Raw genomic sequence first — 13,198 nt, 5'->3', positions numbered from 1 at the left:
TCCTCGGAACGGCCGGGCGGGAGGCCTGATGAGCCGACGTCGTGCCGCCGCCCCGCGTCCGCGGCGCCCGGGCCCGCCGCCGCTGCCACTGGCCGTCCTGTCGCTGGCGCTGATCCATGCGCACGGCGCCTCGGCCCAGACGGCTGGCGGCTTCGACGCCCCGCTCACGCTGAAGCGCACGCCCCAGCTCACCGAAATCCTGACGCCCGCCGACCGCAGCCAGATGCCCAGCCTGGTCACCGGCGACCGCATCTCCGGCCGGCCCGACCTCGAGACCGTGGTCGAGGGCAATGCCACGCTGCGCCGCGGCGCGGTGTCCATCACCGCCGACCGGCTCGAGTACTACCAGCCCGACGACCGCGCCAAGGCCACCGGCAACGTGCGGGTCAACCAGGCCGGCAACGTCTACGAAGGCCCCGAACTGCAGCTCAAGCTCGAGACCTTCGAGGGCTTCTTCAACAACGTGCGCTACAAGTTCCTCGCGAACGAGGCGCACGGCGAGGCCAAGCGCATCGACTTCGTCGACGCCAACGTATCGATCGCCCGCGAGGCCACCTACACCACCTGCCGCCGCGAGGACTTCCCCGGCTGGATGCCCGCCTGGCTGCTGACCGCGGCCTCGATCACCACCGACACCGAGGAAAACGAGGGCGTGGCCAAGAACGCGCGCCTGAGCTTCATGGGCATCACCACGCCGCCCATCCCGAGCGTGAGCTTCCCGCTGTCGAACGAACGCAAGAGCGGACTGCTGCCGCCCACCATCGGCCTGGACAACACCAACGGCCTGGAGATCGCACAGCCGTACTACTGGAACATCGCGCCCAACCGCGACGCCACGTTCACGCCGACGATCATGAGCAAGCGCGGCGTCAACTTCAGCAACGAGTTCCGCTACCTCGAGAAGCAATACAAGGGCGAGATCCGCTTCGACTTGATGGGCAGCGACCGGCTCGTGGGCGACCGTTACAACGAACTGCGCGCCAGCCAGCTCCAGCAGCTGGCCAACGGGCAGATCACCGCCAGCAGCCTGACCAACCCGCCGAAGAACACCCGGCGCTGGGGCCTGTGGCTCACGCACCACCAGGACTTCGACGCCAAGGCGCTGGGCCTGGATTCGCTCTCGGCCAACGTCACCATCAACCGGGTGAGCGACGACGACTACTGGCGCGACTTCACCCGCACGCCCTCGCTCGCGCAGCGCCAGCTGCCGAACGACGCCTCGCTGAACTGGAGCAAGGGCGACTGGAGCGGCATGATCCGCACGCTCAAGTACCAGAACCTGCAGTACAACCTGTCGCCGATCGTGCCCGCGTACGACCGGATGCCGCAGATCACGGCCAACTACAACAAGTACGACTGGCACGGCTTCGACGTCGCGCTGAACCTGGATTACACGCGCTTCCGCGTGAACAGGCTCTCCTCGACCCAGCTCGGCTACGACGTCAACCAGCAGTCGCAGCCCGACGGCGACCGCGCCATGGCCGTGGCCACGATCAGCCGGCCGTTCATCACGCCGAGCACGTACGTCATTCCGAAGCTGATCCTGAACGCGGCCTCGTACAACTACTACCTGCCGCAGGCGGACATCCCGAAGCTCACGGTCAACGGCGTCCAGTACGTCAACGGCCAGGTCTACAACCCCAGCTCGCTGTATTTCTTCCCGACGTCCAGCAACCGCGTGGTGCCGACCTTCAGCCTCGACAGCGGCCTGACCTTCGAGCGCGACGCCAGCTACTTCGGCCGCGCCTTCCGCCAGACGCTGGAGCCGCGCGCCTACTACGTCTACACGCCGTACCGCAACCAGAGCATGCTGCCGAACTACGACTCGGCAGCCAACGACTTCAGCTTCGCGACCATCTACACCGAGAACGCGTTCTCGGGCGGCGACCGCATCTCCGACACCAACGCGCTCACGCTGGGCGTGACCTCCCGCCTGATCGACCCCGACACCGGCGCCGAGGCCGCGCGCTTCGGCATCGCGCAGCGCCTGCGTTTCAGCGACCAGAAGGTCACGCTGCCGGGCGGCACGCCGGTGACCGACCGCGCGAGCGACCTGCTGCTGGGCGCCACCATCAACTGGACGCCCAAGTGGAGCCTGGACACGCTGGTCCAGTACAACCCCGACACCCGCAGGTCGGAGCGCTCGGCCATCAGCGCCCGCTACAACCCCGAGCCGTACCACAACCTGAGCGCCGCCTTCCGCTACCAGGCGCCCACCACCCCGACCGCGACCGACGGCAACAAGTCGATCGACGTGGGCTGGCAGTGGCCGCTGAACGACCTGTGGGGCGACAAGGGCAAGAACCTCGGCCCCGGCAAGGGCCAGGGCGGCGGACGCTGGTATGCGGTCGGCCGGCTCAACTACAGCCTGCAGGACAAGAAGCTCACCGACGGCGTGCTCGGCTTCGAATACGACGGCTGCTGCTGGATCGGTCGCGTGGTGATGCAGCGCATCACCACCGGCCAGGTGACGGCGAACACCCGCATCATGTTCCAGCTCGAATTCGTGGGCTTCTCCAGCATCGGCTCGAGCCCCATGCAGACCCTGCGGCAGAACATCCAGCGCTACGAACCCCTGCGCCAACCGGGCGAAGCGCCGAGCCGCTTCACCAACTACGACTGAGACGACTGACTCTGACTGAGCGAGCGAGCGACGCCATGAAAAACCTCCGTTCCATCATCACCCTGGGCTGCCTCGCGGCAATCGCCGCCACGGCGGGCGCGCAGGGCTATCGCCCCGGTACCGGCATCACGGACATCATGCGCGCCGGCCCGCGCCTGGGCCCGCCGGCCGCGCGTCCGTCCACCACGCCCCCGGCGGCGCCGGTGCAGCGTTCGGCCGAATTCATCGTCGCGCTGGTCAACTCGGAGCCGATCACCAACACCGACGTGCAGTCGCGCGTGACGCGGCTCATCAAGGAGAACCCCGACGCCGAGCGCGTGCCCCGCGGCGAGCTCACGCGCCTCGTGCTGGAGCGCCTGATCACGGAGCGTGCGCAGCTGCAGCTCGCGAAGGAAAACGGCATCAAGGTCGACGAAGTGGCCATCGACCAGGCCGAGCAGACCGTGGCTCGCCAGAACGAGATCAGCCTGGTCGAGCTGCGCCGCCGCGTGGCCGCCGAAGGCATCGCGCAGCAGGATTTCCGCAACGACCTGCGCGACCAGCTGCTGCTCACGCGCCTGCGTGACCGCGAGGTCGAGTCGAAGGTCAAGGTCAGCGACGCCGAGGCCGACGAGTACCTGCGCGACCAGCGCAACCAGTCCGTGAAGAACGTGGCGCTGGAAAACCTCAACCTCGCGCAGGTGCTGGTGGCCGTTCCCGAGAACGCCACCGATGCGCAGATCGCCGCCGCCCAGAAGAAGGCCCAGGACATCGCCCAGCGCGCCCGCGCCGGCGAAGACTTCGCCAAGCTGGTGCGCGAGAACTCCGACTCGCCCGACCGCGCCAACGGCGGCGCCATCGGCATGCGCAGCGCCGACCGCTACCCGTCGCTGTTCGTCGAGGCCACGCAATCGACCGCCGTGAACGGTATCGCCGGCCCCGTGCGCTCCAGCGCCGGTTTCCACGTGCTCAAGGTGCTGGCCAAGGCCCAGATCGGCTCCGGCGACGCCACCGTCACACAGACGCAGGTGCGCCACATCCTGCTGCTCAACGATCCCAAGCGCACCACGGCGCAGGCGGTCGCGCAGCTGGCCGAATTCAAGCGCCGCATCCAGGCCGGCTCGGCCGACTTCGCGGGCCTGGCCCGCGACAACTCGCAGGACGGCAGCGCCAAGCAGGGTGGCGACCTCGGCTGGTCGCGTCCCGGTCAGTTCGTACCCGAATTCGAGGAAGCCATGGACCGGCTCTCGCCCGGCCAGATCAGCGACCCGGTGGTCTCGCGCTTCGGCGTGCACCTGATCCAGGTGGTGGCCCGCCGCGATTCCAAGCTCAGCCAGTCGGAGCAGCGCGAAGCCGCGCGCGCCGCGCTGCGCGAACAGCGCGTGGAAGAAGCCTTCACCACCTGGGTGCAGGAAGTGCGCGCGCGCGCCTACGTCGAATACCGCGACCCGCCCCAGTCCTGAGCTGATGGCGCAGCACATCGCGAGGAAGCGGTTCGGGCAGCACTTCCTGTCCGACGGCGGGATCATCGATTCGATCGTGCGCGAGATCGCGCCGCAGCCCGGCGATGCCATGGTCGAGATCGGTCCGGGGCTCGCCGCGCTGACGCAGCCGCTGGTGGAGCGGCTGGGCCGGCTCACAGTGATCGAGCTCGACCGCGACCTGGCGAAGCGGCTGCGAGAGCATCCGCAGCTGGACGTGATCGAGTCGGACGTGCTCAAGGTCGACTTCGCCGAGCTCGCCGCGAAGTTCCCTGCCGGCAAGCCGCTGCGTGTGGTGGGCAACCTGCCCTACAACATCTCCACGCCCATCCTGTTCCATCTGCTGGGTCACGCCCATCTGGTCGCCGACCAGCACTTCATGCTGCAGAAGGAAGTGATCGACCGCATGGTGGCCAGCCCCGCCACCTCCGACTACAGCCGCCTGAGCGTGATGCTGCAATGGCGCTACGAGATGGAAAACGTGCTGTTCGTACCGCCCGAGAGCTTCGACCCGCCGCCGCGCGTCGACAGCGCCGTGGTGCGGATGGTGCCGCTGGCGACGCCGCCGGCCGTCGACGAGAAGCGCCTGGGCGAGATCGTGCAGGTCGCCTTCAGCCAACGCCGCAAGCTGCTGCGCCACACGCTGGGCAAGTGGCTCCAGGAGCACGGCTTTTCCGGCGACTTCGACACCCAGCGGCGGGCCGAGGAAGTGCCGGTGGCCGATTACGTGGCGCTGGCCCAGGCAGTGCCCCAATGAAAAAAGCGCGCCGATGGCGCGCTTTCTTTTCACTTGCTCGATCGCCTTTCGTCAGCCGGCATGCTCGGCCGACTTTTTCCGATCAGGCGGCGGCGAGCCAGTAACCCGCGTTGAAGGGGCTGCTCATGCGCAGCGCCAGCGGCGACACGTCGACCAGCTTGTCGGTCGGCATCTTTTCGCCGGCCGGTTCGGTGGCAGCTGCTGCTGCCGCCGCGGTGTTCACTTCGATGCCATCGAGGGTTTCAACGTTCGGTTGAGCCTCGTTCGCCCGTTCTGCTTGGCTGGTGGATGCAGAACGGGCTACAGAAAAGAATAGAAGCACCGGAACGGGACCTTGCGGTCGCCCCAGTAGTCCGAGGCGTCGCGGAAGATGTCGAGCAGCTGCTCGCGGGCTTCCTTATCGAACTTGGCGTTGGCCGGGATCTGTTCCAGCACGATGACGAATCCCGGCTGCGGGCCCGATTTATGCAACGGGTCGGTCATGCAGTCGTACAGCGCGTCGAAGTTCTTCCCGAAGTGGGCCGGGAACGTGAACTGCTGGGCGATCAGGTCGAGCACGTCCTGCTTGGTCTGGGCGTTGCCCAGGTTGGCGTACAGGAAGTGCTGGCCGGCCGCATTGGCTGCGTCCTGCAGGTCGTTCACGCGGAACGCGCGGATCGATTGCACGATGTTCGGGCGTACGGCACGAAGGGATAAGGTCATCTCCGCTGGTCTTTCCATAGTCATCATCATTTCGTCGGGGCGCTTCGAGGCGCCGCTCAGGTCGTTTTCATCGCTCATGGCGCAATCCGTCTGAAACTCGCGTAGTGGTCCGCGGTGTACCAGCAGGCCTCGGGCGCGGTGCGCTGTTCGCCGCCGCAGACGATCCGCCGTGCTCCGCGGTCGCGCGAACCGGGCGTCGTGACCGTGTATTCACGGTAGTGGCCTCGGCGGGCGGGCGGCAACAGACGTTCGCGATTGCCGAACACCGTGCCGTCCTTGTCATACCGGAAGGGACCGCCATTGAGGATGGCCTGGTAGGTCCGCTGGCCCTGCGCCGGCAGGTCGGCCAGTGCGATGGTTTCCTCGGCGGAGGCCTTTCCGGCGCCGAACCATCCGCGGGCCTCGGCCCCCGTCGTCAACGCCACCAGCATCAGACTGGTGAGCGCAAACTTTGTGACAGAGGACGTGATCGAGGCGTAAGCCGCCATGGGGCACCACAAGAAAAGAGCGGGGGGTCGAATCGGCGATCAACGTCGGGGTTAACCCGCAAATTCAAGCCCGCGAGTGTGCACCACGCTGGCGAAAATAGCAAGCGACTGCCCAAAGTTTGAGCAGTCGCGAGGGTATCGAATGGCTTTTCAAGTTGGCGGCCACTCTCGCCAGAGAGCTTATCTCTCGGCGTTTGCGTCTGCCACTGTCAAGGCTGTCATGTTCACGATGCGCCGAACAGTCGCGCTGGCCGTGAGAATGTGCACAGGTTTGGCCGCCCCGAGCAGAACCGGGCCGATCGCGATGTTGCCGCCTGCCGCCGTCTTGAGCAGGTTGTAGGAAATGTTGGCCGCGTCGATGTTCGGGAAAACCAGCAGATTGGCGTCGCCCGCGAGTGCGCTGTGCGGCATGACGACCGCGCGCTGCTTGCTGTCGAGCGCCACGTCGCCGTGCATTTCGCCGTCCACCTCGAGCCAGGGCGCCTGCACGCGCAGCAGGTCGAGCGTCTTGCGCATCTTGATGGCGCTGGGGCCGTTGCTGGTGCCGAAGTTGGAGTGCGACAGCAGCGCAGCCTTCGGCTTCAGGCCGAAGCGCATCATTTCCTCGGCCGCCATGGTGGTGATCTCGGCCAGCTCCTCGGGCGAGGGGTCGTAGTTGACGTGCGTGTCGACCAGGAACACCTGGCGGTCGGGCAGCAGCAGGCCGTTCATGCAGGCGTACACCGGCACGTCCTGCGGGGTGCTTTCGCAGCCGCCGGGGCGCTTGCCGATCACCTGGTCGATGTAGTGCAGGTGGTTGGCGGTGGTGCCCCAGGTGCCGCAGATCAGGCCGTCGACCTCGCCCTTGTGCAGCAGCATCGAGCCGATCAGCGTCAGGCGCCGGCGCATCTCGATCTTGGCGACCTGCACCGTCACGCCCTTGCGCTCGGTCATGCGGTGGTAGGTCTGCCAGAACTCGCGGTAGCGGTGGTCCTGCTCGACGTTGACCACGTCGTAGTCCAGCTCTTCCTTCAGGCGCAGGCCGAATTTCTCGATGCGCTGGGCGATGATGGCCGGCCGGCCGATCAGCGTTGGGCGCGCCACGCCTTCGTCCACCACGATCTGGGCTGCGCGCAGCACGCGCTCTTCCTCGCCTTCCGAGTAGGCCACGCGCTTCTTGCTCGCGCGCCGGGCGGCGTCGAAGATGGGCTTCATCGTGGTGCCCGAGGCGTAGACGAAGCTCTGCAGCTTGTCGCGGTAGGCGTCCATGTCCTTGATGGGACGCTGGGCCACGCCGCTTTCCTCGGCCGCCTTGGCGACGGCCGGCGCGATCTTCATCATCAGGCGCGGGTCGAAGGGCTTCGGAATCAGGTATTCGGGGCCGAAGCTGAGCTTTTCACCGACGTAGGCGGCGGCAACGCGCTCGCTCTGCTCGGCCTGCGCCAGGTCGGCGATGGCGTGCACCGCGGCGATCTCCATCTCGTCGGTGATCGTCGTCGCGCCGCAGTCCAGCGCGCCGCGGAAGATGTACGGGAAGCACAGGACGTTGTTGACCTGGTTCGGGTAGTCGGTGCGGCCGGTGGCCATGATCACGTCGTCGCGCACCGCGTGGGCGTCCTCGGGCGAGATCTCGGGGTTGGGATTGGCCAGCGCGAAGATCACCGGGCGCCTGGCCATCTTGGCCACCATGGCGGGCTTGAGCACGCCGCCGGCCGACAGGCCCAGGAACACGTCCGCGCCCTCGATCACCTCGCCGAGCGTGCGCGCGTCGGTCTTCTGCATGAACTGGCGCTTGTCGTCGTCCATCAGCTCGGTGCGGCCTTCGTAGACCACGCCGGCCAGGTCGGTGACGAACACGTTCTCGCGCTTCAGGCCCACCTTGAGCAGCAGGTTCAGGCAGGCCAGCGCCGCGGCGCCCGCGCCCGAGGCCACCAGCTTGACCTCTTCGATCTTCTTGCCCGCCACCTTCAGGCCGTTGACCATGGCCGCCGCCACGGTGATGGCCGTGCCGTGCTGGTCGTCGTGGAAGACCGGGATCTTCATGCGCTTGCGCAGCTCGCGCTCGACGTAGAAGCAGTCGGGCGCCTTGATGTCTTCCAGGTTGACCGCGCCAAAGGTGGGCTCCAGCGAGGCGATGATGTCCACCAGCTTGGCCGGGTCCTTCTCGTCGATCTCGATGTCGAACACGTCGACGCCCGCGAATTTCTTGAAGAGGACGCCCTTGCCTTCCATCACCGGCTTGGAAGCCAGCGGGCCGATGTCGCCCAGGCCCAGCACGGCTGTGCCGTTGCTGATGACGGCCACGAGGTTGCCCCGGGAGGTGTACTTGAATGCGTTGGCCGGGTCTTTGACGATCTCCTCGCAGGGAGCCGCCACGCCGGGCGAGTAGGCCAGCGACAGGTCGCGCTGGTTGACCATCTGCTTCGTCGCCGCGATGGCGATCTTGCCGGGAACGGGAAACTCGTGGTACTCGAGGGCGGCACGGCGCAGTTCTGCGCGTTTGTCTTCGGGCGTGGGAGTCGATGAGGTCGAGGGGGTCGAATCTGACATGTGCCGTAGCTCCTGGTGGCGCTTCTTCTGGGGGCGCCGATTGTAGACCTCGCGCATGACGCCCTAGGCCGCATGGCCAGGGGCTCCCATGACCAATAGCACGGGTGTTTCTTCAGATCGCTGTGGCAATATGCACAGTTCGGACAAAACCTGAAAAAACCTGACGAGGAGCGACCATGGCCCTGATGGATTTCATCAAGAAGCAGTTCATCGACATCATCCAGTGGACCGAGACCGGCGACGGCACGCTGGCCTGGCGCTTCCCGATGGCGGAGATGGAAATCCAGAACGGCGCCTCGCTCACCGTTCGCGAGTCGCAGGTTGCCGTCTTCGTCAACGAGGGCAAGGTGGCCGACGTGTTCGGCCCCGGCATGTACAAGCTCACGACGCAGACGCTGCCCGTGCTCACGTACCTGAAGAACTGGGACAAGCTCTTCGAGTCGCCCTTCAAGAGCGACGTCTACTTCTTCAGCACCCGCCAGCAGGTCGACCAGAAGTGGGGCACGCCCCAGCCGATCACCATCCGCGACAAGGACTTCGGCGCCGTGCGCCTGCGCGCTTTCGGCAACTACTCGTTCCGCATCGGCGACGCCAAGGCCTTCCACACCGAGATCTCCGGCACGCGCGACACCTACACCGTGGCCGACCTCGACGGCCAGCTGCGCGGCCTGGTGCTGCAGAACATCAGCAATGCCATCGCCTCAAGCGGCGTGCCCTTCCTCGACCTCGCGGCCAACCAGATCCAGTTCGCGCAGGCGCTCGCCGCCCAGCTGGTGCCCGAGTTCGAGAAGATCGGCATCAAGCTCGAGAACATCACCGTCCAGAACGTCTCGCTGCCCGAAGAGCTCCAGAAGATCCTCGACCAGAAGATCGGCATGGGCATGGTCGGCAACGACATGGGCAAGTTCATGCAGTACCAGACGGCGCAGGCCATTCCCAAGTTCGCCGAGGGCGCTGCCGGCGGCGGTGGCGTCGCCGGCGACGCGATGGGCCTGGGCGCCGGCGTGGCGCTCGGCCAGGTGCTGGCGCAGAACCTCGCACAGGGCCTGAGCCCCAACGCGGCGGCAGCCGCGGCAGCCCAGCAGCAGCAACCGGCGGTGGCCGTGGTGAGCGCCGCCGACGTGATGACGACGCTGGAAAAACTCGGCGAGCTGAAGACGAAGGGCATCCTGACCCAGGAAGAGTTCGACGCCAAGAAGGCCGAACTGCTGAAAAAACTGGTCTGACGCGGCGCCATGTTCCGCATAGCGCCTGGCGCCCCTTCGACGGGCGTCGGAAGCCTCGTTGGCTTGAAAGACTCGTGGCCGTCCGTGCCATGGCCGATGAGACGCCATGGCTGAGGAAACCGGTAACCAACGCTACTACCGAGCGCCCTGCCCCGGGTGCGGCGCGCCGGTCGAATTCCGCTCGGCGCAATCGACGCACGCGGTCTGCCCCTACTGCCAGAGCACCGTCGTGCGCCAGGGCGACACGCTCGCGCGCACCGGCAAGATGGCGGAGTTGTTCGACGACTTCAGCCCGCTGCAGCTGTTCGCCGCCGGCCGTATCCAGGACAAGCCCTTCACGCTGATCGGCCGGCTGCAGTACACCTACCCCGGCGGGCGCTGGACCGAATGGATCGCGGCGCTCGACGGCGACCGCACCGGCATCCTCAGCGAGGACAACGGCGCCTACGTCTTCGCGCTGCCCTTCGATCTGCAGCGCACCGCGCCGCCGCCGGTCGACCTGCGCGTGGGCGCCATCAGCGCCTTCGCGGGCCAGAGCTACACCGTCACCTCGAACGAGCAGGTGGCGCTGACCTCGGCGCAGGGCGAACTGCCGCACCTGCCCGAACTCGGCCGACCGTTCGCGATGGTCGAGCTGCGCAACGACCGCGGGCTGGTGCTCAGCATCGACTACGGCACGGCCAGGCCCAGCGCCTACCTCGGCCGCTCGGTGCAGCTCGAGGACCTGCAGCTCACCGGCCTGCGCGCCGAATCCGCCAAGGACGAAAAGGGCCGCAGCTTCAACTGCCCCAACTGCGGCTCGCCCGTCACCGTCAACCTGGCCGACAGCAAGAGCATCACCTGCGGCTCGTGCAACAGCATCATCGACCTGTCGCAGGGCATCGGCGGCGAGCTCAAGCACGCCACGCAGGACGAGCCGGTGCGCCCGCTCATCGCGTTGGGCAGCATGGGCCAGCTGCAGGGCGCGCAGTGGCAGGTGGTGGGCTTCCAGCACCGCATGGGCAGCGAGCCCGGCGACGACGAGCACTTCGGCTGGGACGAGTACCTGCTCTACAACAAGAAGCGGGGCTTCAGCTTCCTGGTGGACGCCGAGGACGGCTGGAGCATGGTCAAGCCGACCACCGGCGCTCCGGTGATGGCCGAGAACGGCAGCAGCGCCACCTACCTCGGCAAGCGCTACCAGCAGCAGTACGCCTACAACGCCGAGACCACCTACGTGGCGGGCGAGTTCTACTGGCAGGTCGAGCGCGGCCAGAAGACCTTCAACCGCGACTTCGCCAACGGCGGCGCGCTGCTGTCGATGGAGCGCTCGACCAATGAGCTGACGTGGTCCTCGGGCAGCAAGATCGACAGCGGCGCGGTCGCCACTGCCTTCAAGCTCGACGCGCGCAAGGACATGTTCAAGCGGGCCGACGCGCTGCCCGTGAGCGCCGCCTCGGGACTGGGCTGCGGCACCATCATCCTCATCATCGTCGTGATCATCATCCTGCTGATCATCCTGAGCACCTGCTCCAGCAGCGGCGGCTCGGGCTACCGCAGCTCGGGCGGCTCCTACGGCGGCTATTCGAGTGGCGGCGGCCACAAATGACGGCGAAGATGCACGCGATGTCTCTCATCATTACTACGACTGGAGGTCCCCATGGGATTTGAATGGCTGAAACCGGGCGTGGTCCTCGGATCGCTCGTGTACGCGCTGATCGGCGTCGTGATCTTCTGGCTGTGCTTCCTGATCATCGACAAGATCACGCCCTACGACCTGTGGGGCGAGATCGTCGAGAAGCAGAACGTGGCGCTCGGGCTGGTGGTTGCCGCGATGAGCCTCGGCATCAGCATCATCGTCGCAGCAGCAATCCATTGAACGACGCGGCCCTGCCCGCGCGCACCCCGGACGCGCGGGGGCCGCAGCCCGTGGAGATCGCGCTGCTCGCCAGCGTGTTCGTGGTCGCCGCCTGCGGGCTGGTCTACGAGCTCACCGCGGCCGCGCTCAGCTCCTACCTGCTGGGCGACTCGGTGCTGCAGTTCAGCACCATCATCGGCACCTACCTGTTCGCGATGGGCGTGGGCTCGTGGCTCTCGCGCTACTTCGAGCGACAGCTGCCGGCGCACTTCCTGCGCATCGAACTGCTGGTGGCGCTGATCGGCGGCGCGCTGCCGGCGATCCTGTTCCTGGCCAATGCCTACGTGCCCGGCGCCTTCAGGCTGCTGCTGTACGGCCTGGTGATGGTGGTGGGCACGCTGGTGGGGCTCGAGATCCCGCTGGTGATGCGCATCCTCAAGCGCAACATCGTGCTCAAGAACCTGGTGTCGCAGGTTCTCACCTTCGACTACCTCGGTGCGCTGGCGGTGTCGGTGGCCTTTCCGCTCATCCTGGTGCCGCAGCTCGGAATGATCCGCACCGGCCTGCTGTTCGGCTTCATGAACGCGGCGGTGGCGGTGTGGGCGCTGTGGCTCTTCCGCCATGAACTGCGCCGAGTGGGCGCGCACGCCGTCGCCTGCTTTCTCGCGCTGGCCGCGCTGGTGGGCGCATTCGCCGGGGCCAACCACATCACCACGCTGGCCGAGGACAAGTTCTACCAGGACCGCATCGTCTTCAGCGCCACCTCGCCCTACCAGCGCATCGTGGTCACGCGCGGGCTGCTGGGGCACCGGCTGTTCCTCAACGGCAACCTGCAGTTCGCCGAGCGCGACGAATACCGCTACCACGAGGCGCTGGTGCATCCGGTGATGGCCGCCCAGGGCGCACCGAAGAAGGTGGCGGTGCTCGGCGGCGGCGACGGCATGGCGGTGCGCGAGATCCTCAAGTACCCGTCGGTCGAGTCGGTCACGCTGGTGGAGCTCGATCCGAACATGACCAAGCTCTTCACCGAGCACGAGACGCTGGCCGCGCTCAACGGGCATTCGCTGTCTTCGCCGAAGGTGAAGATCGTCAACACCGATGCCTTCCAGTGGCTGCAGCAGCCGGGCGACATGTTCGACGTGATCGTGGTGGACTTTCCCGATCCCACGAACTTCGCCATCGGCAAGCTCTACACCAACAGCTTCTACGCGCTGCTCGAGAAGCGCCTGTCGGCCAGCGGTTACGCGGTGATCCAGACCACTTCGCCGCTGGTGGCGCGCAAGAGCTACTGGACCGTGGCGACCACCATCGAATCGGTGGGCCTGCGCGCCACGCCGTACCACGCGCATGTGCCCAGCTTCGGCGAATGGGGCTACATCATCGCCAGCCGCAGGCCCTACCGCCTGCCCGATGCGCTGCCGCCAGGTCTGCGCTTTCTCTCGCCGACCACCCTGCCGCTGATGTTCGACTTTCCGCTCGACATGGCGCGTGTGCCGGCGGAAGTGAACCGGCTGTCGAACCAGATCCTGGTCACCACTTACGAGCAAGAGTGGGGCAAGGTCATGGCTCACTAGCC

The 13,198-nt window shown here is 66.8% G+C and carries 11 protein-coding genes; 7 read left to right on the top strand and 4 right to left on the bottom strand.

Features of this window, described 5'->3' with window-relative positions; all coding sequences use genetic code 11:
• Positions 1-28 precede the first annotated feature (28 nt).
• Genes ABL844_RS31900 through rsmA form a run of 3 tightly spaced genes read left to right on the top strand, consistent with a single transcriptional unit; the run spans position 29 to position 4,840 of the window.
• Positions 29-2,623: an LPS-assembly protein LptD gene (locus ABL844_RS31900; protein WP_126020899.1), complete on the top strand. Its 2,595-nt coding sequence runs from the start codon at positions 29-31 to the stop codon at positions 2,621-2,623.
• Between the two features lie 35 nt (positions 2,624-2,658).
• Positions 2,659-4,065, top strand: coding sequence for a peptidylprolyl isomerase (locus ABL844_RS31895; protein ID WP_418123491.1), 1,407 nt, complete (start codon positions 2,659-2,661; stop codon positions 4,063-4,065).
• A gap of 4 nt (positions 4,066-4,069) precedes the next feature.
• Positions 4,070-4,840, top strand: a complete 771-nt coding sequence (gene rsmA, locus ABL844_RS31890; protein WP_418118553.1) for a 16S rRNA (adenine(1518)-N(6)/adenine(1519)-N(6))-dimethyltransferase RsmA — start codon at positions 4,070-4,072, stop codon at positions 4,838-4,840.
• 82 nt (positions 4,841-4,922) lie between these two features.
• On the opposite strand, the gene ABL844_RS31885 is transcribed toward rsmA, so the two are convergent.
• The 4 genes from ABL844_RS31885 to ABL844_RS31870 all read right to left on the bottom strand — a co-directional run bounded on the left by ABL844_RS31885 (position 4,923) and on the right by ABL844_RS31870 (position 8,559).
• Positions 4,923-5,063 carry a hypothetical protein gene (locus tag ABL844_RS31885; RefSeq protein ID WP_165909564.1) on the bottom strand — a complete coding sequence of 47 codons (141 nt, stop codon included), beginning with the start codon at positions 5,061-5,063 and terminating at the stop codon, positions 4,923-4,925.
• A gap of 77 nt (positions 5,064-5,140) precedes the next feature.
• Entirely contained in the window at positions 5,141-5,566 is a 426-nt protein-coding gene (locus tag ABL844_RS31880; RefSeq protein ID WP_086011111.1) for a barstar family protein, read from the bottom strand.
• Positions 5,567-5,616: 50 nt separating this feature from the next.
• Entirely contained in the window at positions 5,617-6,030 is a 414-nt protein-coding gene (locus tag ABL844_RS31875) for a ribonuclease domain-containing protein (protein ID WP_126020904.1), read from the bottom strand.
• Between the two features lie 180 nt (positions 6,031-6,210).
• Positions 6,211-8,559: an NADP-dependent malic enzyme gene (locus ABL844_RS31870; protein ID WP_126020906.1), complete on the bottom strand. Its 2,349-nt coding sequence runs from the start codon at positions 8,557-8,559 to the stop codon at positions 6,211-6,213.
• Positions 8,560-8,735: 176 nt separating this feature from the next.
• Between ABL844_RS31870 and ABL844_RS31865 the strand changes: the two genes are divergently transcribed.
• The 4 genes from ABL844_RS31865 (at position 8,736) to ABL844_RS31850 (ending at position 13,196) form a co-directional block, all read left to right on the top strand.
• Positions 8,736-9,785: an SPFH domain-containing protein gene (locus tag ABL844_RS31865; protein ID WP_126020908.1), complete on the top strand. Its 1,050-nt coding sequence runs from the start codon at positions 8,736-8,738 to the stop codon at positions 9,783-9,785.
• 106 nt (positions 9,786-9,891) lie between these two features.
• Positions 9,892-11,373 (top strand): DUF4178 domain-containing protein, encoded by a 1,482-nt coding sequence (locus tag ABL844_RS31860; RefSeq protein ID WP_418130100.1) that lies wholly within the window; start codon positions 9,892-9,894, stop codon positions 11,371-11,373.
• A gap of 51 nt (positions 11,374-11,424) precedes the next feature.
• A complete protein-coding gene (locus ABL844_RS31855) occupies positions 11,425-11,643 on the top strand; it encodes a DUF350 domain-containing protein (RefSeq protein ID WP_019653703.1) in 219 nt (72 codons plus the stop codon).
• Positions 11,640-13,196 (top strand): polyamine aminopropyltransferase, encoded by a 1,557-nt coding sequence (locus ABL844_RS31850; protein ID WP_418123483.1) that lies wholly within the window; start codon positions 11,640-11,642, stop codon positions 13,194-13,196. The genes ABL844_RS31855 and ABL844_RS31850 overlap by 4 nt, the downstream gene beginning before the upstream one ends.
• Positions 13,197-13,198 lie beyond the last annotated feature (2 nt).

The sequence above is a fragment of the Variovorax sp. 278MFTsu5.1 genome (assembly GCF_048305045.1).
Taxonomy (GTDB): Bacteria; Pseudomonadota; Gammaproteobacteria; order Burkholderiales; family Burkholderiaceae_C; genus Variovorax; species Variovorax guangxiensis.
This window is presented reverse-complemented; position numbering and strand designations above follow the sequence as displayed.